This window comes from Bradyrhizobium sp. CCGUVB4N (genome assembly GCF_024199945.1).
In the GTDB taxonomy this organism is placed as follows: Bacteria; Pseudomonadota; Alphaproteobacteria; order Rhizobiales; family Xanthobacteraceae; genus Bradyrhizobium.
On record NZ_JANADP010000001.1, the window covers coordinates 2414785 to 2437694 of the forward strand.

Consider the following 22910-nt stretch of genomic DNA (forward strand, 5'->3'; position numbering starts at 1 on the left):
TTTGGGGGACGAATGTCGTCTGATGTCACTGAGCCGAAGTGGTCCCTACGGCTGCCTGCAGATTGCAGCATCGCTGCGATCCGTAGTGTCTATGACCTGATCCGCGAAGCGTTCGGCCGGCAGGACCGGCTCGAGATTGATTGTTCCAGCGTCGACAAGGCCGACGTGACCTCGATCCAGCTTCTGCTGTCGGCTGCCAAGACCGGCGATGCCCAAGGCCGCCCGGTGGTCCTGACGTCTTTCTCCCAGTCTCTGCGCAACACCCTTCGCCGCGCCGGCTTCGCCAGCGAGGCGATGATCGATCAGCACTTCCCGCAAAAGAAAGATGGCGCCTAATGGCCACGATTCTGACCGTCGACGATTCGCCTAGCATCCGGCAGATGATCAAGGTCGTGCTCGAGCCGGCCGGTCATAGCGTGATCGAGGCAGGCGATGGTGCGCAGGGCCTCGCCAAGGCGCAGGCCGGCAAGCTCGATCTCGTCATCACCGACCTTAATATGCCTGTCATGAACGGGCTGGAGCTGATCAAGGCGCTGCGCAAGCTGCCGAGCGCTGTCGGCATGCCAATCGTGTTCCTGACCACCGAATCCAATGACGCGGTGAAGCAGGAAGCCAAGAGCGCCGGCGCCACCGGCTGGATCACCAAACCCTTCAAGCCCGAGCAGCTGCTCGCCGTGGTCGCAAAGCTGGTGCGCGCATGAGCGCGATGGACCCGACCGAGGTCTTTCGCCAGGAAGCCAGCGAGCTGTTCGAGGTCCTGGAAGGGGCCCTGCTCGACCTCGGCCAGCGTCCCGACGACCGCGAGCTGGTCGATTCCGCCTTCCGCGCCCTGCACACGATCAAGGGCTCGGGTGCGATGTTCGGCTTCGACAAGGTCGCCTCCTTCACCCACGAATTCGAGACCGCCTTCGACCGCGTCCGCAAGGGCGAGATCAAGCCGACCCAGGAGCTGATCTCGGTCGCGCTGGCCGCCAAGGACTATATCCGCGCGCTGATCGAGGATCCGCAGTCGACCGATGACATCATCGGCGAAGCCATCCTCGACGACCTCAAACGCTTCGTCTCGTCGGACCAGCCCGCCGCTCGCGTCGCCGAGATCGCGGAAGCTCCGCCGCTCGCGCCCGTCGAGAGCAAGCAGGCCGGCTGGCACCTTTACCTGGAATTCGAATCCCACATCCTGCGCAACGGCTCGAACCCGCTCGATCTGCTGGAGGATCTCTGCAAGCTCGGTCCCTGCTTCGTCGTTCCCGTGACCGACGGCATCCCGTTCCTCGACGAGATGGAGCCGGAAGATTGCTATCTGAAGTGGGACGTCAAGCTGCACGCGGCTTGCGAAAAGGATGCGATCGACGACGTCTTCATGTTCGTCTCGGACGAGATGAAGCTGACGCTCTCGCCGCTGGAACATGTCGAGGCGCCTGCGCCGATGCCGCTGTTCCAGCTCCTCGACGAGGAGCCGGCTCCGATGGTCGAGATGGCTGCCCCGGTCGTTGAGGTTGTCACTGCACCCGTCGCCGCTCAGCCCGTCGCAAAGGCGGACTCGAAGCCCGAAGTCAAGGTCGACGCGAAGCCGGAATCGAAGGCCGAAGCCAAGCGCGACGATCGCGGCATCGCCACCGTCCGCGTTCAGGCCGAGCGCCTCGACGAGCTGATGGACCGCGTCGGCGAGCTCGTCATCGCCCAGGCCCGGCTGACCCAGCTCGCCGCCTCCGGTTCAGATCTCTCGATCAAGATGATCGCCGAGGAGATCGAGCGCCTGGCTTCATCCCTGCGCGATACCACGATGGGCGCGCGCATGGTGCCGATCGGCTCGTTGTTCGGCCGCTTCCGCCGCCTGATCCACGACCTGTCGCGCGACCTGTCGAAGCCGGTCGAGTTCGTCACCACGGGCGAGGACACCGAGCTCGACAAGACCATGATCGAGTGCCTGGCCGATCCGCTGGTGCATCTGATCCGCAACGCCATCGACCATGGCATCGAGGACACCGCGACCCGCAGCGCCAATGGCAAAACCGAGCAGGGCCGCATCGAGCTCGCGGCCGTGCATTCCGGCGCACAGGTGCTCGTCACCGTGAAGGACAATGGCGGCGGCCTCAACACCGCCCGCATCCGCGCCAAGGCCGAAGAGCAGGGCCTGATCGCGGCCGGTGCTGTGCTCTCCGATCACGAGATCCACCAATTCCTGTTCCATCCGGGCTTCTCGACCGCGCAGACCATTTCCGCGCTGTCCGGCCGCGGCGTCGGCATGGATGTGGTCAAGCGCACCATCGAGAACATGCGCGGCTCGATCGACCTGTCGACCCGACCGGGCCAGGGCACCACGGTGACGCTGCGTCTGCCGCTGACGCTGGCGATCATCGAGGGGCTTCTGATCCGCGTCGGTGAAGGCCGCTACATCATTCCGCTGTCGGCCGTTGAGGAATGCATCGAGCTGACCGCCGAGGACGAACGCTCCCGCGGACGTAACTTCCTCAACGTGCGCGGCAACCTCGTGCCCTTCCTCCGCCTGCGCGAGATCATGTCGTCGTCGGGCACGCCTGATCGGCATCAGAAGACGATCATCATTTCGACCGGCGAGACTCACGTCGGCCTCGTCGCCGACCAGATCATCGGAAACCACCAGACCGTGATCAAGTCGCTCTCCAAGCTGCATTCGGACGTCACGATCTTCTCCGGCGCGACCATCCTGGGCGACGGCACGGCGGCGCTGATCCTCGACGTCGCCCAGCTCGTCGCGCTGGCGCAGTCGAAGGTCGAGAAACAGCATATCAGCGAGGCGGCGTGATGAGCGACGGATTGGCGGGAGAACATCAGGCCGGCGCGATGCAGGTCGTGATGATCGGGCTCGGCGAGGAGAAGTTCGCGCTCGACGCCGGCCTCGTGCGCGAAATCATCGATCCCGTGCCCGTAACCAAGGTGGCCGGCGCGCGGGCCTTCGTTCCCAGCGTGATCAACGTGCGCGGCAATGTCATTCCGCTCGCGGATCTGCGCATCCGCTTCGGCATGCCGCAGCCGGAAGACTCCGCGGATACGCGCATCGTCGTCATCGAGATCGAGCTCGACAACGAACCGGTGCTGGTGGGCGTCACCGCCGACAAGGTCTACGAGGTCACGGAGATCTCGCATACCGACGTGCAGCAAACGCCGCGCGTCGGCATGCACTGGAAGCCGGAGTTCATTCGCTTCATCGCGAAATGGCGCGAAGAGTTCGTCATCGTTCCCAACATGGAACGCATTCTGAATTGAAACGACGTCTCGGGGCGAGACTGGGGTTAGGGGCTGGATATGAGATTTACGGTCAAGGCAAAGCTTGCCAGCGCGTTCGGCCTGGTCATCGTTCTGTCGATGGTTGCCGGCGGCGTCGCCTATATGAAGCTCGGCGACATGATGGCGACGGCCGACAGCATGGTCCTGCGCGCCAAGCGCATGGAAAAGGCGACCGAGATCGAGAAGGACATTCTGATCCAGCTTCGCGCGGAAAAGAACGCGATTATCGGCAATGAGAGCGAAGTCGACCTGGCTGCGGCGGACGCCGCCAAGCGTCGCGACGCCGCCCTGAAGACCAAGGATGAGGTCTACGCCCTGGCGAGCGAGGCCGGCCGGAAGCTGCTTGACGCCTTTGCCGTGACCTACGCCAAGATGAATGCCTATCAGGAAGAGACGATCCGGATCGCCAAGACCGACAAAGCCAAAGCGATCGATCGCTCCACCAATGAGGGCCGCAAGATCGTGAACGAGGCGCTTGAGTCGATGGGCGCCTACGTCGAGAACACCAAGAAGCAGATGGCCGACCAGGCCGTCGCGTCGAAGGAAGAGGGGCACCAGGCGCAGTTCTTGCTGATGACGCTCCTTGGCGTGTCGCTGATGGTCGCGATCGCTGCGGCACTGTGGATTTCGATCTCGATCAGCCGTTCGCTGGGTCGCGCAGTCAACCTTGCCGGCGCGGTCGCCGATGGCGATCTCAATCAGACGATCCCGTCGTCGAGCAATGACGAAATCGGCGATCTCACGAAGTCGCTGAACGTGATGGTCGAAAAGCTTCGCCAGATCGTCGCCGAGGCGCTCACCGCTGCCCAAAACGTCTCCGCCGGCAGCCAGGAGCTCTCGGCCAGCGCCGAGCAGCTCTCGCAGGGCGCGACCGAGCAGGCGTCCTCCGCCGAGGAGGCTTCTTCCTCGATGGAAGAGATGGCCTCGAACGTGAAGCAGAACGCCGACAACGCCAACCAGACCGAGAAGATCGCGGCGCAGTCGGCCAAGGATGCCGAGGCCAGCGGTGTTGCCGTCGGTCGCGCCGTCCAGGCGATGCAGACCATCGCCGAGAAGATCACCATCGTGCAGGAGATCGCGCGTCAGACCGACCTGCTCGCCCTGAATGCCGCGGTCGAAGCTGCCCGCGCCGGCGAGCACGGCAAGGGTTTCGCGGTGGTTGCCTCCGAAGTGCGCAAGCTTGCCGAGCGCAGCCAGGCTGCCGCAGCCGATATCGGCACGCTATCGAGCGAGACCGTGAAGGTCGCGCAGGAAGCGGGCGACATGCTGTCGAAGCTGGTGCCCGACATCAAGAAGACCGCCGAGCTGGTGCAGGAGATTACCGCCGCCTGCCGCGAGCAGGATGTCGGTTCCTCGCAGATCAACCAGGCCATCCAGCAGCTCGACAAGGTCGGCCAGCAGAACGCCAGCGCCTCCGAACAGGTGTCCTCGACCTCGGAAGAGCTCGCCTCGCAGGCCGAGCAGCTGCAGTCGACCATCTCGTTCTTCCGCATCGAGCAGGCCGGTCGTGGCGAGAGCGCTTCGTCCGCGCCGATCGACCGTGCCGTGACCCAGCTCCGCAGCAAGGCAGGGCAGATGCAGGCGGCGGATCGTGGCGCAAAGAAGCCTGTGCCCGCGCGCAAGCCGGCGCGCGCGATGAAGGTCGCCAATGGCGGCGGTTTCGCCTTCGACATGCACGACGGCGAAGACGATCGCGACGCCGAGTTTCAGCGCTGACAACTAGAACCATCTGACCCTGGACTTGAGCATGGCCGCAACCTCGCAATATCTGACGCTCGGGCTCGCCGGCGAGACGTTCGGCATCTCGATCCGCAACGTGCGTGAAATCCTCGACATGCGGCCGATCTCGCGTCTGCCGCATGCGCCGAATTTCCTGCTCGGCATGATCGACGTGCGTGGCGCCGGCTATCCGATCGTGGATCTCCGCACCAAGCTCGGCCTCCCGGCCGTGGCAGCGACCGAGGCGACCCGCATCATCATCCTCGACGTGCCGATGAAGGAGCGCCTGGTCGGCGTCGGATTCGTCGCCGACTGCGTGTTCGAGGTCACCGACATCGACGAGCAGGCGATCGAGCCGATCCCCGAGGTGGGCGGCAAATGGCAGTCCGACTACGCCGCCGGCATTGGCCGCAAGGGCGAGAAATTCGTCGTCATCTTCGATCTCGCCAAGCTGATGGCGAATGACGAGCTACCGGGCGAGGCGCCTCGCGCCGCCTGATCCTAGATTTTGTGCAGCAAGCGTAAGCAACATTAATCCAGAACTACGAGATACATCATGAGATTCACCGTCAAAGCCAAGCTTGCCAGCGCCTTCGGCGTCGTCATCCTGCTGTCCATGATCGCCGGTGCGGTCGGGTATTTGAAGCTGTCGGATATGGTCGGTACCACCGAGCAGCTGGTCGGCCGCGCGGGCCGGATGGAAAAGGCCGCGGAGCTCAAGGAGGGCGTGCTGTTCCTGGTGCGCGCCGAGAAGAACTCGATCCTCGCGGCAAGCGATGCCGAATACGACCAGTTCGTCGCCGACCTCGCCAAGAACCGCGAAGCGCTGACGAAGTCCAAGGACGAGATCACCGCCGCGGCCAGCGAAAGCGGCAAGAAACTGATGGAGAATTTCTCCGTCGCGTTCGCCAAGCTGAACGCCTATCAGGACGAGACGGTCAGGCTTGCGAAGACCGACAAGCCGAAGGCGCTCGACCGCTCCATGCATGACGGCCGCAAGGTCGTCGCGGACGCGTTGGAGGCAGCTGACGGCTACATCAAGAACGTCAAGAAGAACATGGCGGAGCAGGCCGAGCAGTCCAAGCAGGACGGCGCCCGCGCCGAGATGCTGCTGATCAGCCTGGTGATTGCCTCGCTCCTGATCGCCGTCGTCGCGGCGACCTGGATCGCGCTCAATATCAGCCGCGCGTTGGCGCAGGCCGTCGGCCTCGCCGATGCGGTCGCGATCGGCGATCTCAGCCAGAAGATCGAGGCTTCGAGCAATGACGAGATCGGCGATCTCATCAAGTCGCTGAACGCGATGACGGTGAACCTGAACGCCACCGCGGCCCTTGCCAACCAGATTGCGCAGGGCGACCTCACCGTCGAAGCCAAGGCGCTGTCGGACAAGGATACGCTCGGCCTCGCGCTCGAACGGATGGTGGAGAAGCTCCGTCAGATCGTCTCGGAAGCCCTGACCGCGGCGCAGAACGTCTCGGCCGGAAGCCAGGAGCTCTCGGCCAGCGCCGAGCAGCTTTCGCAGGGCGCGACCGAGCAGGCCTCGTCCGCCGAGGAAGCCTCGTCCTCGATGGAAGAGATGGCTTCGAACGTGAAGCAGAACGCCGACAACGCCAACCAGACCGAGAAGATCGCGGCGCAGTCGGCCAAGGACGCCGAAGCCAGCGGTGCTGCGGTGGGTCGCGCCGTCAACGCGATGCAGACCATCGCCGAGAAGATCACCATCGTGCAGGAGATCGCACGCCAGACCGATCTGCTCGCGCTCAACGCCGCGGTCGAGGCCGCGCGCGCCGGCGAGCACGGCAAGGGCTTTGCGGTGGTCGCCTCCGAAGTGCGCAAGCTCGCCGAGCGCAGCCAGGCGGCGGCGGCCGAGATCGGCACGCTGTCGGCCGACACCGTCAAGGTCGCGCAGGAAGCGGGTGCCATGCTGTCCAAGCTCGTCCCCGACATCAAGAAGACCGCAGAGCTCGTCGAGGAGATCACCGCGGCCTGCCGCGAGCAGGACGTCGGCTCGGCCCAGATCAACCAGGCAATCCAGCAGCTCGACAAGGTCGGCCAGCAAAACGCCAGCGCCTCCGAGGAGGTGTCCTCGACCTCGGAAGAGCTCGCCTCGCAAGCCGAGCAGCTGCAGTCGACGATCGCCTATTTCCGCATCGAGCATGGCGGGAAGAGCAACGGGCCGGCGCCTGTCGACCGGGCCGTCACTCAGCTCCGCGCCAAGGCCGCGACCATGGCAGCGGCCGAGCGCCCCGCCAAGAAGCCGCAGGCCAGGCCGGCACGCGCCATGAAGGCGGCGGGCGGTGGCGGCTTTGCTTTCGACATGAACGACGGTGAGGATGATCGGGACGCCGATTTTCAGCGCTGAGATTTTCCGGGAACAGGTCCGCCCGCCCATCGGGCGGACTTGTTCTCTTCTCTTGTGTAGACGCGTAGGAAGCAAAATGGCCCGGTTGGCCCGACATTCATTGCATGCGGGCCGTCAGGGCCGGGGCAGGCGGCCATGATGCCCGCCATGCAGGATACGGCCGTGCACTTGTCGGACCGTCATTTCCGGACCATTGCCGAACTGATCGAAGGCCAGGTCGGCATCAAGCTGCCGCAGGGCAAGCGGCTGATGCTGGAGGGACGTCTGCACAAGCGCGTGCGCGCGTTGAACTTCTCCGACCTGAACGAATATGTCGACAACCTGTTCGAGGCCGATCATTTCGACACCGAGCTCACCCATCTGATCGATGTGGTGACGACCAACAAGACCGACTTCTTCCGCGAGCCGCAGCACTTCACTTTCATGCGGGACATCGCCATCCCGGCGCTGCTCAAGTCGCACGGCCGGAAGAATGCAAACCTGAAATTCTGGAGCTCGGCGAGTTCCACCGGCATGGAGGCCTACACCACCGCGATGGTGCTGGACGACATGACGCGGAGCGGGTCGCGATTTCAGTACCGCATCCTCGGCACCGACATCTCGACCGCGGTGCTACGCCTCGCCAAGACCGCGATCTACACCCGCGACGTGCTGGCACCGGTGCCGGAGCCGTTCGTGAAGCGATATTTCCTGTCCTCGCGCGACAAGTCGCGTGGTGAGGTGCGCGTCGTGCCGGAACTGCGGCGCATGACGCATTTCATGCGCATGAACCTGATGGATCCGTCCTATCCCGTCGACCGGGACGTCGACGTGATTTTCTGCCGCAACGTGCTGATCTATTTCGACAAGCCGACCCAGCGAAAGGTCGTCGAGCAGCTCTGCAATCATCTGCGGCCGGGCGGGTATTTGCTGGTCGGCCATTCGGAATCCATGATTCACAGTGCCGTCCCGGGTTTGAAGCAGGTTCAGCCCACCATTTTTCAGGTCTGATTGGAGCTCCGCCGAATATGCCGAAAGGGAAAGTTCGCGTACTGATCGTGGACGATTCGGCGTCGGTGCGCCAAATCCTTCAAACGATCCTCAACGATGATCCCGACATCGAGGTGATGGCGACGGCGTCGGATCCGTTCGTGGCGGCCCGTCGTCTCCAGGACGAACTTCCCGACGTCATGATCCTCGACCTCGAGATGCCGCGCATGGACGGCATGACGTTCCTGCGCAAGATCATGGCGCAGCGTCCGATCCCCGTGATCATCTGCTCGTCGCTCACCGAGGAAGGCTCGAACGTGATGTTCGAGGCTTTCGAGGCCGGCGCCGTCGATATCGTGCCCAAGCCGAAGATCGACACGCGGCAGGCACTGCTGGAGTGCTCGACGCGGCTGCGCGAATCCGTGAAGTCGGCGGCGCGTGCGCGCGTGCGGCCGCGCACGGAACGACGGGTGATCGAGAAGAAGCTGACGGCCGACGCCATCATCCCGCCGCCGGTGCAGGGCAAGGTCCGGCCGACCACCGAGCGCATCGTGTGCATCGGTGCCTCGACGGGGGGAACGGAAGCGCTCAACGACGTGCTCGAGATGTTGCCGGCGAACTGCCCTCCGATTTTGATCGTCCAGCACATGCCGGCGGGCTTTACGGCCGCCTTCGCCAGGCGCCTCGACGGCGTCTGCCAGATCCGCGTCAAGGAGGCGGAGGACGGCGAGCCGGTGCTGCCGGGCTGGGCCTATATCGCGCCGGGCGCCCGGCACATGCTGCTCCAGCGCATCGGCTTGCGCTATCAGGTCGCGATCAAGGACGGCCCGCCGGTGTCGCGGCATCGGCCCTCTGTCGACGTGCTGTTTCGCTCCGCGGCCCAGCACGCCGGCGCCAATGCGCTCGGGGTCATCATGACCGGCATGGGCGATGACGGCGCGCGCGGCATGCTGGAAATGCGCAAGCTCGGCGCCTCGACCCGCGCGCAGGACGAAGAGAGCTGCGTCGTGTTCGGCATGCCCAAGGAAGCCATCGCCCATGGCGGGGTCGAGAAAGTGGTCGCGCTGAATCATATCCCGCGCGAGATCATGCACTGGTACCAGGCCGGGCACGCGGCGACGGTAGGTTGATCGCGATGTCCGTGCTTCCGGCCAACACGCTGACGGATACGATTTCCGCGGTCGAAGACGTCTCGTCGCGCATCGAGGACGTGTTTGCGCGCGTCGGTCACGAGCTCGGTCGCGGCCACATCATCTTCAAGGAGCTGAATCAGGGGCTCGCGTCTCTTTCCGAAGAGCTCTCCGGTGCCGAGATCGAAGGTGCCGCGACTGCGCTGCAGGAGATCGCGGCGCGACTGAGCGAGCTGGCGCAGGCACTGCCGGCCGAGAGTGCGCTGCTGGCGACGATCGGCAAGAGCACGACCGAGGCATCCGCGCTGCTGAAGCCGCTGTTCAAGCATATCCAGATGATCACCATCATCGCGCGCAGCGCGCGGATCGAGGCGGCGTCGCTCGATGGCGATCGCGAGGGCTTTCTCGCCTTCACGCAGGAAGCCTACGATCTTGGCAAGGCCGTGCAGGGCTCGATCGAGGGGTGCGCGCGAGACCAGCAGCGCCTGTCGGACGCGGTCGCGGCCGCCTCCGGCCGGCAGAAGGAATTCGAGAGAAGTTACGGCGATCAGCTGGTCGCCGAGAGCGCCGAACTCGGTGCGGCCTATTCCGGCCTGCGCGACCAGCGCAGCAAGAGCAGCCATCTCGCCGATCTCGCCAGCGGCAGCACGCGGAAGATCGCCGAGGCGGTCGGCGGTGCGATCATTTCCCTGCAGGCCGGCGACAGCACGCGGCAGCGCCTTGAACATGTCTGCCACGGCTTGCGCCTCTCCTCCGACGCCGCGCCGAGCCTCGTTCCGGAACCGGTCGCAAGCGATGACGGCGCGCATGCGATCCGCCGGCTGCAGGCGGCTCAGCTCAGGGACGCGCAGCGCGAGTTCGGCGGCGACATCGGCCAGATCATCCGCGCGCTGTCGGCGATCCTGAGCGATGCAAGTGGCGTCGTCGGTCACGGCCGCTCGCTGTTCGGTGGCGAGAACGGTTCTTCCGCGTCGTTCCTGACCCGCATCAAGCAGACGCTGGCCCAGGCCTCGACCTTGATCGGCACGTGCGAGAGCGCCGGACGCGCGGTCGACGAGGCGCTCGCGGTCGTCGAGGATACGCTGACGAAATTCCGCCAGGCCATTGCGGGGCTGGCGGAGGCCACGGTCGACATCACGCTGATCGGCATGAACGCGGGTCTCAAGGCGAGCCATCTCGGTAGCCGCGGCAGCGCCTTCGTCGTGATCGCGAACGAGCTGAAGGCGACTGCAGACCAGGTCTCGGCCGGCGCAGGGCGCTTGCGCCCCGTGCTCGACGGCATCGAGCGCTCCGCCAACGCGTTGAAGGAGCTCCGCGTCCAGGGCGATCCGACGCAACTCGCCAATCTGGAGCCGCAGATCCTCCAGGCGCTGCGCGAGGTCGAAGCCGGCAACGAACGGCTCGGCAAGCTGATGAGCCGGCTCGTCGACGAAGGCGCCGAGTTCGAAGGCCTGATGAATTCGGCGCAAGGGCTGATGAGCTCGCTCGGCGAGAGCTCTGCGACGCTGCCCACCGTCGCTGCGCGCCTGGAGACGGCAAGCGCAGGCACGCATCGGCCGCAGCCGCAGGACGAGGCGCTGCTCGACGGTCTCTTCGCGCGCTACACGATGGAGCGCGAGCGCGACATCCACCGGGAGTTTTTGCAAGCGCTCGGGCTGACGTCGAGCGCTGCCGCTCGCCGGGTCGAGGCTGTCGAGCCTGCGGATGACGGCATCGAATTGTTTTGAGTTGCCGCGGGCGTCGCGCATGCGGCACACCGCAATTTGACGCTTTGGTTTTGCAGGTCGTTAACCGTGGCGGAATACCCGCCATATCGGCCATTGTCGCGCCCCAGAGTTGGTCGCAAATACGTTTGAATATTGCGACGGATGTTGTTCATGTTGAGAGACGGCAAATACGCTGCCTGGTTCAGAACCCCGCGTGGCCAGGGCACCGGCCTCGTTGAATTGATCGAGGGGCGAATCTCGGGCCGTGACAGCTTCTTCACCTATGGCGGCTCCTATCAGGTCGATCAGCAACGCTTCACGGCTGTTCTGACCGTGAAGCGCCACGCCGAGGGCAATCCGAGCGTGTTTGGTCCTGATGAGGTCGAGGTCAATCTGACCGGCCTCTGCAGCGGCGCGATGGCGACATGCTCGGGCACGGCGCGAGAGGCGCCCGATGTCGAGTTCGAGTGCACGTTGATCTACAGCCAGGAAGAAGCGCTGCCGGCCGATGCGAAATGCGCGGTCCTCAAGCTCAATCCCGACAAGTTGCCCAAGGGGCTCGACAGCCGGTCGCGGCCGCGGCCGCCATTCACGCCCTCCAGGCCTCCGGCGTCCTGACGCATCCCGCGCCTTAGCTTTGCGTTGACGCTGTTGTCGCGAAAGCACGTGAAGGCCGCACCGCGGCAACAGTGCTTTTAGATGTGAAATCTAGGTTGAGGCCCATAACAAAAGGCGGACAGGGATATGCCTCAGATCTGGATGACTTATGACGAACTCGCGACGCTCAGCGGCTGCACGGCCCCTGAAGCCAGGGTGCTGGCACTGCACTTGTTGCTCGATCGGCGCAAGAGCCGCGATGGAAACACCCGCGTCAAGCTGGACTTTGGCTTGATGACCCGCTTCTTCGAGACCATTCGCGAGGGCGAATTCGGCCTCGATGACGCGATCACGGCGCTGCGCGAAACCCACCGGCAGATGTCCGCCGGATTCGGCACCGATCAGGACGGCTTCAGGCGCGGCGTGGCGTAGGTCCGCCGCTCCGGCAGCAGTCCGCTCCGCTCGAATCAGGCATAATCATCCAGGCGGAATTTGGTGCGACCTCCGGTGTTTCACACCGGAACAGGTCGAAGCCAACGGAATCCGGGCTGGGAGGTTGCCATGTTGAGAGCCGTGTACCTGGCGGGTGCGTTGGTTTTTGCGCTCCCGCCCCTTCTCGTGACCACCGCCGGCGCCGAAGTGGTCAAACTGCAGGCCGACCTCAAGGGCAGCAACGAGGTGCCGCCCAACGCGAGTTCCGGCTCCGGCAAGGCCGAGGCGGCTTTCGACACGGATACCAAGGTTCTGACCTACACGGTCACCTACGCGAATCTGACCGGTCCGGCGCTCGGCGCGCATTTCCATGGACCGAGCGAATCCGGCAAGAATGCCGGCATCGCACTGCCGTTCAAGTCGACGCAAAGCCCGATCCAGGGCACCGCAACCCTCACCGAGACGCAGGCTGCCGATCTCCTGGCCGGCAAATGGTATGCGAACATTCACACCGCGGCCAATCCAGGCGGTGAGCTGCGCGGGCAGATGGCAAAATGATTTGTCGGCCCGGCTGCATATCGCGTTCGCGATGTGAGCTGACGCCGCCCGCGTCAGGACGGCGGTCTGGGCAGGAAAGCCAGAATGGTCTGGGCGAGGCTGACGCCGAGGATGCCGCCGGCCGACTTTTGCAGCACGTCGATGAATCGCGGATCGCGATCCGGCACCAGCATCTGCAGGACCTCGAGTCCGACGGCGACCGCGATCACGAATGCGCAAGCCAGCCTGAAGCGTCCCGGCAGCAGGAACGACAGCAGGAAGCCCAGCAGGCAATAGGCGCTGAAGCGCTCGATGACGACGACCCAATACGCCTCGGCATGGCCGATCAACACCGGCCTGCCCGCAAGCGTCGCCAGCGTGGCATAGACGATCAGCGCAAGGCAGACGGCCGCAGCTGCGATGAGGTGATTTCGGCGCATTGCAGCATCATAGCCGGTCGACCGGCGTGCCGCTCTCGAAAGCGGAGAATATCGTTAAGGGGCGTATCTCTTCGATGGCGCCTTCATGACAGGTGGTTCGCACCGGGACATGGTGCAGATCGCAACTGTCCGAATTCGGACCAGCCGGGCAGGCCTACGCCACCAGCGCGGTATCGCCTGCCGGAGCCACGGTCGCGGCACGCCGCGACGCCAGCAATTCGCTGAATTTCGCCAAGGGCAGGGGCGCGGCGACGAGATAGCCCTGACCCTCTTCGACGCCGCACGAGATCAGCGCGCGGATCTGCTCCTCGGTTTCGATGCCTTCCGCAACCACGGTCATGTGGAAATCCCTGGCGAGCGCCACCAGCATCTCAACGATCGTCGTGGTCGAGGCGTCCACCGTGATGGTGTCGACGAAGAACTTGTCGATCTTGATCGTGTTGGCACCGAGCCCCTTTAATCGCGACAGTCCGCTATGGCCGACGCCGACGTCGTCGATGGCCACGCGAAAACCGTAGTCGCGCAACTCGCCCACCACGGCCGCGGCGCGCGCGAGATCGTCGAGCTCGTCGCGCTCGGTCACCTCGAGCACGATCTGTCGCGCGGACACCCGTGCCGCCGCGACGGTGCTGCGAAGCGTTTCGACGAACCCTGCGCCGAGCAGGTGCCTGGGAACGACATTGAATGAGAGCTTGAAATCCTTGTCGGCCTTGAGAAGCGGCTGGAGGTCGGCCAGCGCGCGGCCGAGCAGCTGCCAGGTCATGGCCTCGATCCGTCCGCTGGATTCCGCCAGTGGGATGAAATTCATCGGCGGCACCACCGTGCCGTCCTCGCGCAACCAGCGCGCCAGCATCTCGCAGCCTCTGATCTCGCCGGTGTGGAGATCGAAGATCGGTTGGAAGTAAGGCTTGAATTCACCCCGCGCCAGCGCGCGATCGAGATCGGCGACGGGTCCTTCCATGCGCCGCGTCCGCGACAACAGGACCCCGAACAGCACACCGAGTGCGACCGCGACCGCCATCGCCGGCCAATAGATCTCGCTGTTCCAGGTCGACAGCACGGAATTGTCGATGCGGATGACCGCGCGCAACGGATAGCGCGCTGAGCCTTTCTCGAACTCAATCGGATGCGCCGGCGTTTTGTCGGCGTCGAGCGCGAACTCGCCGAGCTGTGCGCCGTTCTTGAGTGCCAGCAGCACCTCGCCATGGGCGCGCAGCTCGGCCGGCATGATGTCGAACAGGCTGGAGTTGATGCCGAGAATGGCGACCAGTGCCTTGTTGTCGCCGATGTCCCTGAGCACGCCGAGCGCGTCGCCACCGAACTGCTCGACACGGAATAGCATCAACTTCGAATCGCGGGACGCAAGCATGTCGGCCCGATCGACCCAGCCCTTGTCGAATTCGAGCGTCTCCGAATAGGCCGAGCAGATCACCGAGCCGTCCGAATTGACAAGGCGGACGTCCTTCACGGCGGAGCGCTGATAGACGTGGAGGCGGATCGCCTGGAGCGAGGCGGGGGCGCATGTGGCGAGCCCGCGGCCGGCCAGCTCGTCAAGGCTCGCGGTCGCGAAGTCGACGGCGAATTCGGACCGGCGCAGCACGACTTCGGTCAGCTCGTCGAGTTGGCGCGCCTGCTGATCCCGGATGAACCGCGTCGCCGCGATGTGACCGGCAAGGGCGAACGCAACCATGCCCGCAAGCACGAGCACTGCCAGTGAGAGTTTCGGCCGTGTTGCTTTCATCCGGCCCGCAGAGGTTAAGAGAGAATGACCAGAACTCTAACCTCGGAGGCGCTAAGATAGGGTTTAAGGCGATCGCGTGTGGTTGCATGACGCCAGTTCACAGTCCTGGGAACGCCCGAAGGCCTCCGGCGCGACCGGGGACGTCGGCGGCGTCAGGCGCGGCGGCGCAATTGCGATTTCACCCTGACGGGACTGAGATGGCGGGCGCCGGTATCAATGTTCCAGCTATCGGGCCGGCTCACCCACAATCGCCACGCGGCGACCAGGACATTAATGGCGAGCCAAATCGACATCACAATTAGGAAAGAGTTTGCCATGATGGGCTCCGCCCCCCGCATTCCCTAAGGGAGCAATGCTGAGGCGGCCCAGGAGTTCCGTTTATCGAGGGTTGGGCAAGCGATCGCGGCGCCGCTCAAATTCTCGTCATCCGCGGGGGGAGCCCGTCGGGGCAAGCGCGACGAGGATCGGTTCGCTGCCAGGACGATGGCGTCGGCGGCGCGCCGCGTTCAACGTCGATTGTAGGACCAGCCCTTGTCGACATTGGTCGGGTAGCGGGCCGCGAAGTAGGGATTCTTGAGGCAGTTATGCGCGGGGTCATAGATCCGGTCCGCGCATTCGTGGAAATTCAGGAATCGGCAATCGAAGCCAAACGCACACCAGGGTGCCCCCTTCGGGAAACCGAACCCCACGGGAACTTGCGCCGACGCCACGGAAGGAAGGGCCAGGAGCAAGGCGACGGCGAGAGCGCGGGACAACATGGTGCAATCCTCCAACAGATTATCGATCGGATACCGAGGCCGTCGAGCAAATGCCTCGGTAACAAAAAAGCCGACGTTCAATTGGAGAGTCTAACATCCGGACGCGGAGAGATCGAGAGCGCTGCGACGTCGGGAATGCGTCGTTTTGCGACTTGCATTCGGCCGGTGCCGACGGCAATGGCCCGCATCCACGAATTGTCGCTCGCGCGGCATAGGCCCGCTAGCTCTTCTTGGCGGCCTTCGACTTCAGCGCCAGGCCGAGACGCAAGGCCATTCGCTTGATTGCGTCGGGCGATCGCCCGAGCTGCTTCGCTGCGTCCTCCAACGACGTCGAAGATTTGGCCAGCTCCATGAGCCGGCGGTCTTCCTTGAACGACCAGGGCTTCCGCGCCATAACCGAAATCATCCTCTTCCATCGACACAACGACAAAGCCGCCAAGCGGACCCATGTCGCTCGACGGCTTTGCTTGGGTGGGGCCGGGCTCTTGGGGAAAGCCCGGTGCGAAGATGGATATGCGATCGGTGAGACTTCGCAACAAACAACGGGGATTAAGCTAACCCCTCAACCTTACCGCGAGGAAATCGGCCCTTGGCGCTCCGTACAATTCCGGGGTTTTCCTTATCGCGCGTCAATCGGCGACCTTCGCGACCATCCGGCCTGACATCCCGCCACCACGTCCGGTTGCCGCCGAGCCGGTCTCCGCTCCGTCCGCAAGACAGCTTGCAAAACTTCACATGCAGTCGGAAGGACTCACGTGAAAGTTGCAAACTCTTGATTCGTCAAAAGTCCGCACAAACGCGTCGTCGGAAAAATTGTTCCGCGTTCCGACGTTGCGGGCAGCATCGATTCAAAATTCGTTGAAGATCGCTGTCGTGATGGATTCTGCATGCGCGGCGACCGTTTCTCGTCTGTATCCGTCACGAGATCGTCGAATTCATTCGGCTATGATCGCGCGAGCGATACAAGAAAAAGAAGATCGAGATGCTTCAAAAAACGCTATCTGCAAAGCCTCTATCGAAGATGAGAGAGCGGGCATTCGAAGGTGCCTTTCTCGGCATTGCGCTGATCGCAATGGCAGGGTGGGCCTATTTCATCGTTCTGCTGTCGGTGAAATTCTTCTTCTGGCTGTTTGGCTGACGCGAACGGCCAGGAAGCAAGCACGCTGCTGCACAAAAATTCCCGCCTGTGACAACAAAATCAGCGACCGCGATCACGATCTCGACACAACTCGAAGGTGAGAATGTTCGCACTCCGAAAGGAGGCGACGGACGCGCGGCCAAAGTGAAAGACCTCGGATGAGTTGGGTTTCGATTCTGATTTCAATCTTCGTCGGCTTCTGCATCGGCTATGCGATGCGCGGGCGGCGGGCGCGCAGGGAACAGCGACCGGTCCAGGCTGCCTGGCAGCGCCAGCACCTGTCGTTTGCCAGGGCGCGCCGTGCGTTCTGAGCGAATTCAGCCGAAACCGCGCCGCGCGAAGGTAACCATACGAGGCAGGTTAGGTCGTGCCCGATATTGTTCCGCTCGCATGCCCTCACTAAGTTGCGCATGGTTCTTGCGGGACTTGATGGTCCCTGCGTGCGCGACTGAGTTTTGGAATCCGACGCGGATGGTCAGGCAATTTGCCCCTGGCCGTTCGGGCTCGCGGGCATTGTCCGGTTGGTCTGAGCGGCCCGTGGATCGCGAGAGAGGTTCGCTATGACGAGCGTCAGGAACAACAATGCGCCGCGGCGATATTTTGTCGATGCGGTCGGCAGGCGCGTTCTGATCGGGCTTACGCTCGAGGAGACCTTTGAGTTCGAGCGGCTCGACAGCGAGCCGGATGCCGGTCGAACCGGAGCAATCTGGATCGAGCGAAGTTCTCAGCCTGCTCCGGGCGAGCAGCGCTGGCTGGAGCTCTATGCCAAGCACGAAGACGCATGGAAGGTCTGGATGGCGCAAAGCCGCGTCGATCGGCCCTACCTCTAGCCTTTTACAGGCTCCAATCTCAGGCCAGTTCGTCCGGGACAGGCGGCGCGGGAAAAAGCTTCGCGAGGCGGTCCAGCCCGATCCCACGTACCCTTGCGTCAAGAGCATGTCGGGCCATGACGTGCCTGAACTTCCATTCCGGCCCGGAAAACTGGTCCGCGTCCCAGATCTGCGGCTTCGGACGACCATCCAGGCCGCGAATCCAGACGAAATAGGATTCGTGCATCCTCGTGTGAGTCCCTCTTGCGGATCGACGTGGTCGGCTGCCGTCACATCTTGCGGGACGGCAGCTGCCACCAAGGGGGCGGTCGATCCCTAGCCGAGGCCGATGCGCTTCTGCTGGTAGCCGCGATCGAGAATGGCTTGCCACCAGTCGCGGTTGTCGAAGAACCAGCGAACCGTCTTGGCAAGGCCGCTTTCGAAATTCTCGTCGGCGCGCCATCCGAGCTCGCGCTCGAGCTTCGAAGCATCGATCGCGTAGCGGCGATCGTGACCGGGGCGGTCGGCGACGAACGAAATCAGGCCGCGCCGGGGACCTGCGGTGCGTGGCGACATTTCGTCCAGCATGTCGCAAATGCTTTCGACGACGTGCAAATTGGTGCGCTCGTTTCGGCCGCCGACATTGTACGTCTCGCCGATTGCACCGCGCTCGAGCACGAGCGTGAGCGCCTTGGCGTGGTCCTCGACGTAGAGCCAGTCGCGAATGTTCTGTCCGTCGCCGTACACCGGCAGCGGCTCGCCCGCGAGCCCCTTGATGATGATGTGGGGAATGAGCTTCTCGGGAAAGTGATACGGCCCGTAATTGTTCGAGCAGTTCGTCACCATCGTCGGAAGGTCGTAGGTCTCGCGCCAGGCGCGCACCAGATGGTCGGACGACGCCTTGCTCGCCGAGTAGGGCGAGTTGGGCGAATAGGACGTGGTCTCGGTGAAGTAACCGTCCTTGCCGAGCGACCCGAACACCTCGTCTGTGGAGATGTGGAGAAAGCGGAATTGCGAGCGGCGGTCCGGGCTCAGCCCCCTCCAGTATCGCAGCGCCTCCTGCAGCAGCGTGAAGGTGCCGACGATGTTGGTCTGGATGAATTCGCCGGGGCCGTCGATCGAACGATCGACATGGCTCTCGGCCGCGAGATTCATGACCGCGGCGGGCTGGTACTTCTCGAACAGCTTGCGGAGCGAGGCAGCCTCGCAAATGCATTGCTGCTCGAATGCATAACGCGGATTGGCCTCGGCGTCGGGGATCGACTCGAGGTTCGCCGCATAAGTCAGCTTGTCGATGTTGACGACGCGCGCGTGCGTGTCGCGGAGGAGATGACGGACGACTGCAGAGCCGATGAAGCCTGCACCGCCCGTGACGAAAATCGTTGAGCCTTCGAAACGCATGTGTGATTTGCCTCAGTCGTGAGCGGCGAAGGAGCGGGCAACCGATTGCAGATACTCGCCGTAGCTGCTCTTGGCGGTCCTCTCAGCAACCTTCTTGAAGGCCTCGAGAGAAATGTAACCGCGCCGCAACGCGATTTCCTCGGGGCAGGCGATGCGCAAGCCCTGGCGCTGTTCCAGTATCTGAACGAAGTGGCTGGCTTCGACCAGCGAGGCGTGCGTGCCGGTGTCGAGCCAGGCAAACCCGCGCCCGAGCACTTCGACGAACAGGTCGCCACGCGCGAGATAGGCGTTGTTCACGTCGGTGATCTCGATCTCGCCCCGCGCCGAAGGTTTGATCCCCGCCGCGATGTCGACCACGCTGTTGTCGTAGAAATAGAGGCCAGTGACGGCCACATTCGACTTCGGCTGCTTGGGCTTCTCTTCGATCGAGCGCGCACGCCCGTCACCATCGAGCTCGACCACGCCGTATTGCTCGGGCGAGTTGACGACGTAGCCGAAGACCGTGGCGCCGCTCTTGCGTGCTGCCGCCCTGGCCAGCATCTCCGGAAGTCCGTGGCCGTAGAAGATATTGTCGCCGAGAACCAGCGCGACGGAATCCGATCCCACGAATTCGCGGCCGACGATGAAGGCGTCGGCAAGACCGCGCGGGGTGTCCTGTGTCGCGTAGGAGAAGTTGACGCCGATCTGCGATCCATCGCCAAGCAAGCGCTGGAACAGCGGCTTGTCCTGCGGCGTCGAGATGATGAGAATGTCGCGGATCCCAGCGAGCATCAATGTCGACAGCGGATAGTAGATCATCGGCTTGTCGAAAACCGGAAGCAGCTGCTTCGACACCACTGTCGTGACGGGAAAGAGGCGCGAGCCTGTTCCGCCAGCGAGTATAATTCCCTTCATAGGTCCCTCTGGTTTACCAATTCGAAAATATCAGATAGTGTGCGCTGCACAAGATTGTTGTACGTGCGGAGCTGAAGTCGCTGGAATGAACATCATCAAGACAGATCTGCCAGAGGTTTTGATCATCGAGCCGAAGCTATTCGGCGATCAACGCGGCTTTTTCTTGGAGACCTACCAATTCGAGCGCTACGCGCAGAGCGGGGTTGCGCGGCCGTTCGTTCAGGACAATCTGTCACGCTCGCGTCATGGAGTGTTGCGTGGGCTGCACCTACAAAATCCGGGCGCGCAGGGCAAGCTGGTCACGGCGCTCCGCGGCAGAGTCCTGGACGTTGCTGTCGACATTCGCGTCGGTAGCCCAAATTTTGGGCGTCATGTCGCCGTCGAACTGAATGAGGAGAATCGACGGCAATTGTGGGTTCCTCGCGGCTTCGCCCATGGTTTCGCCGTTCTCTCCGAGACGGCCGATTTCTTCTACAAATGCGACGCGCTCTACAGCCCGAAGGATGAGATCTCGATTCGATGGAACGATCCGGCGATCGGTATCGACTGGGGCCTCGCAGATCCCGCGCTGTCGGCCAAGGATGCCGATGCGCCCTTGCTCGCAGATGTGAAGAACCTCCCGCGCTACGGGGAGGTCTGACATGAAGATTCTTCTGACGGGCACTGCTGGGCAGGTGGGCGGAGCTCTGCTTCCGCTGCTCAAGGGACGCGCCGATGTCGTTGCGCCGGAGCTGGAGGAGTTCGATTTTTCGCGACCGGACGAGCTTGCAGGCAAGCTGGATTCGATCAAGCCGGATCTGATCATCAATCCCGCCGCCTATACCGCCGTCGATCGTGCTGAGGACGAGCGAGAGCTCGCGTTCCGGATCAACGCGGAATCTCCCAAGGCGATCGCCCGATGGGCGGCGCCCCGCGGCGTGCCGCTGGTGCACTTTTCGACGGACTATGTTTTCGACGGCACCGGCCATCGTCCGTGGCGCGAGGACAGCACGCCGGGTCCTCTCTCGGTCTACGGCCAAAGCAAGCTCGCCGGCGATCAGGCCATTGCCGAGGCGGGTGCCCTGCATGTGATCGCGCGGACGTCCTGGGTTTACTCCGCGACGGGTGCGAGCTTTCTCAAGACGATCGTGCGGCTCGCCGGAGAGCGCGAGCAGTTGCGGATCGTCGCCGATCAGATCGGCGCGCCCACGACAGCCGATGCGATTTCGCAAGCAGTGGTTGCGATGCTGCCGCGGAGCGACGACGACCTTCGCAAGACGTTCGAGCAGCGCGGCGGCGTCGTCAATCTGGTCTGCGGGGGCGAGACCAGCTGGCACGGTTTTGCGACTGCGATCGTTGCCGGGCTGCGATCGAGGGGCGTGCAATTCGCCGTGAAGGAAATCGTTCCAATCCGCTCGGACGAATTTCCAGTCAAGGCAAAGCGGCCCTCCAATTCCCGCCTTGATCTCACGCGACTGCGCGAGCAGTTCGGCGTTACGCCGCCGAGCTGGCAACAGGCGCTCGATCGCGAGCTGGATGCTTTCAAGGCGACGATTTGAACGCCGGTTCACGCGGCCGCATCGGAGCACAACGTTCCGCGGCCTTTAAACTTTGTTAACCATCCAGGGCCCATTTTCCGGTTTGGCGCCTCGAACCGGAAAGTGCACGCATGTTTCAGCTCTTCTTGCGGGCCCGCACTCACAATTTCCTGAAAGATCGCTTCGGCGGCGAGCAGACGTTCCGTGCCCGCTCGCCCGAGCGCGACGCCGAGACCGATCGCACGCGCATCGAAGGCATCATGATCGCAATCGAGGAGGCGCTGCAGGCCGCGGAGCGTGAGCAATCAGGTCTGAACCGCCGGGTCGAGGACGTGCTGGCGCGCGCGGCCGTGACCATCGGCAACGGCAATGACGAATATCTCGAGCGCGAAGCGCTGGACAATCACCATCAGGACCTGTTCGACAAGGAAATCCTCAACGGTCAGCGCAGGCTCAAGGAGCTCAGCGCCTCGATCGCGCATTTCAAATTCCTGAAGGCCGCGATGCTCAGCCGGTTCCCGGAATACCGGCCGCCGGCCAGCCAGACCAATTGACGCTTCGCGCCGTGCGCGGGCGCGCCGGATTTTGTTTTGACGCGTTTTCTTGACGCGAACCCGTGTCCACTTCGCTCGAAAGCGCTATCTAGATCGCGAGCATGCTGTTGCCCTGAATCGACAACAGGGTCAGGTTGCCGGTCGCGTACGCCCCGGTGTCGATATTGGCGCGGTTCTCGAGCAGCTCGGCCTGGCGCACCGGCGTATGGCCGTGCACGACGTATTTGCCGAACCGCTTCTTACTCTGCAGAAATTCGTCCCTGATCCACAGCAGATCCTGCTCGCGCTGCTCGGACAGCGGGATTCCCGGACGAACGCCGGCATGCACGAAGAAAAAGTCGCCGCATGTGAAGGTCGGCCGCAGCTGGCGCAGGAACGCGATGTGCTGCGGCGGCATCGCGGAAGTGAGTTCGCGCACGAGATCCGACTGTTCGTCCTTGCTAAGATCGGGCGCTGCCGAGATCCCGTATGACATCAGGGTCTGGAGCCCGCCGAACTGAAACCAGTCGGCTGTGCGCGAGGGATCATCCAGCACCGAGGTGAAATAGGCCTCGTGATTGCCCTTGAGAAAGACCGTGTTGCGGCGGCGGCTGCGGTCGATCAGCAGATCGAGCGTGTGACGTGAGTCCGGTCCGCGATCAATGTAGTCGCCGAGAAAGACCTCGATCGCGCGATAGGGCCGGCTGTTCGCCATGTCCGCATCGATGACGGCGAACATCTGTTCAAGCAGATGCGCGCAGCCGTGGATGTCGCTGAGTGCGTAGATTCGCACGCCGTTCGGCAGCTTCGGCCGGGGCGAGGTCTGAGTCGGGGTCGTGACCATGAGGTCCAACTCTTTCAGAGAGCTTCGCCCGAGATGTCAATATGCTATCGACGAATTTGGGGCCGCACGAGCAGCTTTTTTTGTCGACGCCATGTGAACGTCGGTTCGTGCAACCG

28 protein-coding genes are annotated in these 22910 nt (G+C 63.4%); 19 read left to right on the forward strand and 9 right to left on the reverse strand.

Annotated features, from left to right (window positions below):
* The first annotated feature begins 12 nt into the window (after positions 1-12).
* The 13 genes from NLM31_RS10855 to NLM31_RS10915 all read left to right on the forward strand — a co-directional run bounded on the left by NLM31_RS10855 (position 13) and on the right by NLM31_RS10915 (position 12740).
* Complete coding sequence (locus NLM31_RS10855) at positions 13-336, forward strand: STAS domain-containing protein (RefSeq protein WP_254129155.1); 324 nt, start codon at positions 13-15, stop codon at positions 334-336.
* A complete protein-coding gene (locus tag NLM31_RS10860; RefSeq protein WP_194477495.1) occupies positions 336-701 on the forward strand; it encodes a response regulator in 366 nt (121 codons plus the stop codon). Before NLM31_RS10855 ends, NLM31_RS10860 begins: the two co-directional genes overlap by 1 nt.
* Positions 698-2785, forward strand: a complete 2088-nt coding sequence (locus NLM31_RS10865) for a chemotaxis protein CheA (protein WP_254192220.1) — start codon at positions 698-700, stop codon at positions 2783-2785. The genes NLM31_RS10860 and NLM31_RS10865 overlap by 4 nt, the downstream gene beginning before the upstream one ends.
* Positions 2785-3246 (forward strand): chemotaxis protein CheW, encoded by a 462-nt coding sequence (locus tag NLM31_RS10870; RefSeq protein ID WP_254129157.1) that lies wholly within the window; start codon positions 2785-2787, stop codon positions 3244-3246. The genes NLM31_RS10865 and NLM31_RS10870 overlap by 1 nt, the downstream gene beginning before the upstream one ends.
* Positions 3247-3285: 39 nt before the next feature.
* A complete protein-coding gene (locus tag NLM31_RS10875; RefSeq protein ID WP_254192221.1) occupies positions 3286-4983 on the forward strand; it encodes a methyl-accepting chemotaxis protein in 1698 nt (565 codons plus the stop codon).
* Between the two features lie 31 nt (positions 4984-5014).
* Entirely contained in the window at positions 5015-5485 is a 471-nt protein-coding gene (locus tag NLM31_RS10880) for a chemotaxis protein CheW (protein WP_200472456.1), read from the forward strand.
* 57 nt (positions 5486-5542) lie between these two features.
* Positions 5543-7348 carry a methyl-accepting chemotaxis protein gene (locus NLM31_RS10885; RefSeq protein ID WP_254129159.1) on the forward strand — a complete coding sequence of 602 codons (1806 nt, stop codon included), beginning with the start codon at positions 5543-5545 and terminating at the stop codon, positions 7346-7348.
* Between the two features lie 135 nt (positions 7349-7483).
* On the forward strand, positions 7484-8338 hold the full coding sequence (locus NLM31_RS10890) for a protein-glutamate O-methyltransferase CheR (RefSeq protein WP_254129160.1): 855 nt from the start codon (positions 7484-7486) through the stop codon (positions 8336-8338).
* Positions 8339-8355: 17 nt separating this feature from the next.
* Positions 8356-9447 carry a chemotaxis response regulator protein-glutamate methylesterase gene (locus tag NLM31_RS10895; protein WP_254129161.1) on the forward strand — a complete coding sequence of 364 codons (1092 nt, stop codon included), beginning with the start codon at positions 8356-8358 and terminating at the stop codon, positions 9445-9447.
* Between the two features lie 5 nt (positions 9448-9452).
* Positions 9453-11174, forward strand: coding sequence for a chemotaxis protein (locus NLM31_RS10900; protein WP_254129162.1), 1722 nt, complete (start codon positions 9453-9455; stop codon positions 11172-11174).
* Between the two features lie 150 nt (positions 11175-11324).
* Positions 11325-11771: a hypothetical protein gene (locus NLM31_RS10905; RefSeq protein WP_254129163.1), complete on the forward strand. Its 447-nt coding sequence runs from the start codon at positions 11325-11327 to the stop codon at positions 11769-11771.
* Between the two features lie 126 nt (positions 11772-11897).
* A complete protein-coding gene (locus NLM31_RS10910; RefSeq protein ID WP_254129164.1) occupies positions 11898-12182 on the forward strand; it encodes a hypothetical protein in 285 nt (94 codons plus the stop codon).
* A gap of 129 nt (positions 12183-12311) precedes the next feature.
* Positions 12312-12740, forward strand: coding sequence for a CHRD domain-containing protein (locus NLM31_RS10915; protein WP_254129165.1), 429 nt, complete (start codon positions 12312-12314; stop codon positions 12738-12740).
* A gap of 53 nt (positions 12741-12793) precedes the next feature.
* Here the strand turns inward: NLM31_RS10915 and NLM31_RS10920 are convergent, their stop codons facing one another.
* From NLM31_RS10920 to NLM31_RS10940, 5 genes are all read right to left on the reverse strand, one after another.
* Complete coding sequence (locus NLM31_RS10920; protein WP_254129166.1) at positions 12794-13159, reverse strand: VanZ family protein; 366 nt, start codon at positions 13157-13159, stop codon at positions 12794-12796.
* A 154-nt stretch (positions 13160-13313) separates the two neighbouring features.
* The gene (locus tag NLM31_RS10925) at positions 13314-14900 is read right to left on the reverse strand and encodes an EAL domain-containing protein (RefSeq protein WP_254192222.1); all 1587 of its coding nucleotides are present in this window, start codon (positions 14898-14900) and stop codon (positions 13314-13316) included.
* A gap of 152 nt (positions 14901-15052) precedes the next feature.
* Complete coding sequence (locus NLM31_RS10930) at positions 15053-15217, reverse strand: hypothetical protein (RefSeq protein WP_254129168.1); 165 nt, start codon at positions 15215-15217, stop codon at positions 15053-15055.
* Between the two features lie 189 nt (positions 15218-15406).
* The gene (locus NLM31_RS10935) at positions 15407-15658 is read right to left on the reverse strand and encodes a hypothetical protein (protein ID WP_254129169.1); all 252 of its coding nucleotides are present in this window, start codon (positions 15656-15658) and stop codon (positions 15407-15409) included.
* Between the two features lie 220 nt (positions 15659-15878).
* Entirely contained in the window at positions 15879-16052 is a 174-nt protein-coding gene (locus NLM31_RS10940) for a hypothetical protein (protein WP_254129170.1), read from the reverse strand.
* A gap of 588 nt (positions 16053-16640) precedes the next feature.
* Between NLM31_RS10940 and NLM31_RS10945 the strand changes: the two genes are divergently transcribed.
* The 3 genes from NLM31_RS10945 to NLM31_RS10955 all read left to right on the forward strand — a co-directional run bounded on the left by NLM31_RS10945 (position 16641) and on the right by NLM31_RS10955 (position 17626).
* Positions 16641-16796: a hypothetical protein gene (locus NLM31_RS10945; protein ID WP_254129171.1), complete on the forward strand. Its 156-nt coding sequence runs from the start codon at positions 16641-16643 to the stop codon at positions 16794-16796.
* Between the two features lie 158 nt (positions 16797-16954).
* Entirely contained in the window at positions 16955-17107 is a 153-nt protein-coding gene (locus NLM31_RS10950; RefSeq protein WP_254129172.1) for a hypothetical protein, read from the forward strand.
* A 249-nt stretch (positions 17108-17356) separates the two neighbouring features.
* On the forward strand, positions 17357-17626 hold the full coding sequence (locus NLM31_RS10955; RefSeq protein ID WP_254129173.1) for a hypothetical protein: 270 nt from the start codon (positions 17357-17359) through the stop codon (positions 17624-17626).
* Positions 17627-17645: 19 nt separating this feature from the next.
* Here NLM31_RS10955 and NLM31_RS10960 read toward each other — a convergent pair whose 3' ends face one another.
* The 3 genes from NLM31_RS10960 to rfbA all read right to left on the reverse strand — a co-directional run bounded on the left by NLM31_RS10960 (position 17646) and on the right by rfbA (position 19900).
* A complete protein-coding gene (locus NLM31_RS10960; RefSeq protein ID WP_254129174.1) occupies positions 17646-17852 on the reverse strand; it encodes a hypothetical protein in 207 nt (68 codons plus the stop codon).
* 89 nt (positions 17853-17941) lie between these two features.
* Positions 17942-19006 carry a dTDP-glucose 4,6-dehydratase gene (gene rfbB, locus NLM31_RS10965; RefSeq protein ID WP_254129175.1) on the reverse strand — a complete coding sequence of 355 codons (1065 nt, stop codon included), beginning with the start codon at positions 19004-19006 and terminating at the stop codon, positions 17942-17944.
* 12 nt (positions 19007-19018) lie between these two features.
* The gene (rfbA, locus tag NLM31_RS10970; RefSeq protein ID WP_254129176.1) at positions 19019-19900 is read right to left on the reverse strand and encodes a glucose-1-phosphate thymidylyltransferase RfbA; all 882 of its coding nucleotides are present in this window, start codon (positions 19898-19900) and stop codon (positions 19019-19021) included.
* Positions 19901-19985: 85 nt separating this feature from the next.
* On the opposite strand from rfbA, the gene rfbC reads away from it, so the two are divergent.
* The 3 genes from rfbC to NLM31_RS10985 all read left to right on the forward strand — a co-directional run bounded on the left by rfbC (position 19986) and on the right by NLM31_RS10985 (position 21971).
* Complete coding sequence (gene rfbC / locus NLM31_RS10975; RefSeq protein ID WP_254129177.1) at positions 19986-20540, forward strand: dTDP-4-dehydrorhamnose 3,5-epimerase; 555 nt, start codon at positions 19986-19988, stop codon at positions 20538-20540.
* 1 nt (position 20541) lies between these two features.
* The gene (rfbD, locus tag NLM31_RS10980; RefSeq protein ID WP_254129178.1) at positions 20542-21438 is read left to right on the forward strand and encodes a dTDP-4-dehydrorhamnose reductase; all 897 of its coding nucleotides are present in this window, start codon (positions 20542-20544) and stop codon (positions 21436-21438) included.
* 110 nt (positions 21439-21548) lie between these two features.
* Positions 21549-21971 (forward strand): hypothetical protein, encoded by a 423-nt coding sequence (locus NLM31_RS10985; protein ID WP_254129179.1) that lies wholly within the window; start codon positions 21549-21551, stop codon positions 21969-21971.
* A gap of 88 nt (positions 21972-22059) precedes the next feature.
* Here the strand turns inward: NLM31_RS10985 and NLM31_RS10990 are convergent, their stop codons facing one another.
* Entirely contained in the window at positions 22060-22794 is a 735-nt protein-coding gene (locus NLM31_RS10990; protein WP_254129180.1) for a metallophosphoesterase family protein, read from the reverse strand.
* Between the last annotated feature and the right edge of the window lie 116 nt (positions 22795-22910).

What these genes read in the sequence shown, in the direction of transcription:
- NLM31_RS10855 (WP_254129155.1), top strand. Translation starts at nt 13, where the DNA reads ATGTCGTCTGATGTCACTGAGCCGAAGTGGTCCCTACGGCTGCCTGCA.
- NLM31_RS10860 (WP_194477495.1), top strand. Translation starts at nt 336, where the DNA reads ATGGCCACGATTCTGACCGTCGACGATTCGCCTAGCATCCGGCAGATG.
- NLM31_RS10865 (WP_254192220.1), top strand. Translation starts at nt 698, where the DNA reads ATGAGCGCGATGGACCCGACCGAGGTCTTTCGCCAGGAAGCCAGCGAG.
- NLM31_RS10870 (WP_254129157.1), top strand. Translation starts at nt 2,785, where the DNA reads ATGAGCGACGGATTGGCGGGAGAACATCAGGCCGGCGCGATGCAGGTC.
- NLM31_RS10875 (WP_254192221.1), top strand. Translation starts at nt 3,286, where the DNA reads ATGAGATTTACGGTCAAGGCAAAGCTTGCCAGCGCGTTCGGCCTGGTC.
- NLM31_RS10880 (WP_200472456.1), top strand. Translation starts at nt 5,015, where the DNA reads ATGGCCGCAACCTCGCAATATCTGACGCTCGGGCTCGCCGGCGAGACG.
- NLM31_RS10885 (WP_254129159.1), top strand. Translation starts at nt 5,543, where the DNA reads ATGAGATTCACCGTCAAAGCCAAGCTTGCCAGCGCCTTCGGCGTCGTC.
- NLM31_RS10890 (WP_254129160.1), top strand. Translation starts at nt 7,484, where the DNA reads ATGATGCCCGCCATGCAGGATACGGCCGTGCACTTGTCGGACCGTCAT.
- NLM31_RS10895 (WP_254129161.1), top strand. Translation starts at nt 8,356, where the DNA reads ATGCCGAAAGGGAAAGTTCGCGTACTGATCGTGGACGATTCGGCGTCG.
- NLM31_RS10900 (WP_254129162.1), top strand. Translation starts at nt 9,453, where the DNA reads ATGTCCGTGCTTCCGGCCAACACGCTGACGGATACGATTTCCGCGGTC.
- NLM31_RS10905 (WP_254129163.1), top strand. Translation starts at nt 11,325, where the DNA reads ATGTTGAGAGACGGCAAATACGCTGCCTGGTTCAGAACCCCGCGTGGC.
- NLM31_RS10910 (WP_254129164.1), top strand. Translation starts at nt 11,898, where the DNA reads ATGCCTCAGATCTGGATGACTTATGACGAACTCGCGACGCTCAGCGGC.
- NLM31_RS10915 (WP_254129165.1), top strand. Translation starts at nt 12,312, where the DNA reads ATGTTGAGAGCCGTGTACCTGGCGGGTGCGTTGGTTTTTGCGCTCCCG.
- NLM31_RS10920 (WP_254129166.1), bottom strand. Translation starts at nt 13,159, where the DNA reads ATGCGCCGAAATCACCTCATCGCAGCTGCGGCCGTCTGCCTTGCGCTG.
- NLM31_RS10925 (WP_254192222.1), bottom strand. Translation starts at nt 14,900, where the DNA reads ATGAAAGCAACACGGCCGAAACTCTCACTGGCAGTGCTCGTGCTTGCG.
- NLM31_RS10930 (WP_254129168.1), bottom strand. Translation starts at nt 15,217, where the DNA reads ATGGCAAACTCTTTCCTAATTGTGATGTCGATTTGGCTCGCCATTAAT.
- NLM31_RS10935 (WP_254129169.1), bottom strand. Translation starts at nt 15,658, where the DNA reads ATGTTGTCCCGCGCTCTCGCCGTCGCCTTGCTCCTGGCCCTTCCTTCC.
- NLM31_RS10940 (WP_254129170.1), bottom strand. Translation starts at nt 16,052, where the DNA reads ATGGCGCGGAAGCCCTGGTCGTTCAAGGAAGACCGCCGGCTCATGGAG.
- NLM31_RS10945 (WP_254129171.1), top strand. Translation starts at nt 16,641, where the DNA reads ATGCTTCAAAAAACGCTATCTGCAAAGCCTCTATCGAAGATGAGAGAG.
- NLM31_RS10950 (WP_254129172.1), top strand. Translation starts at nt 16,955, where the DNA reads ATGAGTTGGGTTTCGATTCTGATTTCAATCTTCGTCGGCTTCTGCATC.
- NLM31_RS10955 (WP_254129173.1), top strand. Translation starts at nt 17,357, where the DNA reads ATGACGAGCGTCAGGAACAACAATGCGCCGCGGCGATATTTTGTCGAT.
- NLM31_RS10960 (WP_254129174.1), bottom strand. Translation starts at nt 17,852, where the DNA reads ATGCACGAATCCTATTTCGTCTGGATTCGCGGCCTGGATGGTCGTCCG.
- rfbB (WP_254129175.1), bottom strand. Translation starts at nt 19,006, where the DNA reads ATGCGTTTCGAAGGCTCAACGATTTTCGTCACGGGCGGTGCAGGCTTC.
- rfbA (WP_254129176.1), bottom strand. Translation starts at nt 19,900, where the DNA reads ATGAAGGGAATTATACTCGCTGGCGGAACAGGCTCGCGCCTCTTTCCC.
- rfbC (WP_254129177.1), top strand. Translation starts at nt 19,986, where the DNA reads ATGAACATCATCAAGACAGATCTGCCAGAGGTTTTGATCATCGAGCCG.
- rfbD (WP_254129178.1), top strand. Translation starts at nt 20,542, where the DNA reads ATGAAGATTCTTCTGACGGGCACTGCTGGGCAGGTGGGCGGAGCTCTG.
- NLM31_RS10985 (WP_254129179.1), top strand. Translation starts at nt 21,549, where the DNA reads ATGTTTCAGCTCTTCTTGCGGGCCCGCACTCACAATTTCCTGAAAGAT.
- NLM31_RS10990 (WP_254129180.1), bottom strand. Translation starts at nt 22,794, where the DNA reads ATGGTCACGACCCCGACTCAGACCTCGCCCCGGCCGAAGCTGCCGAAC.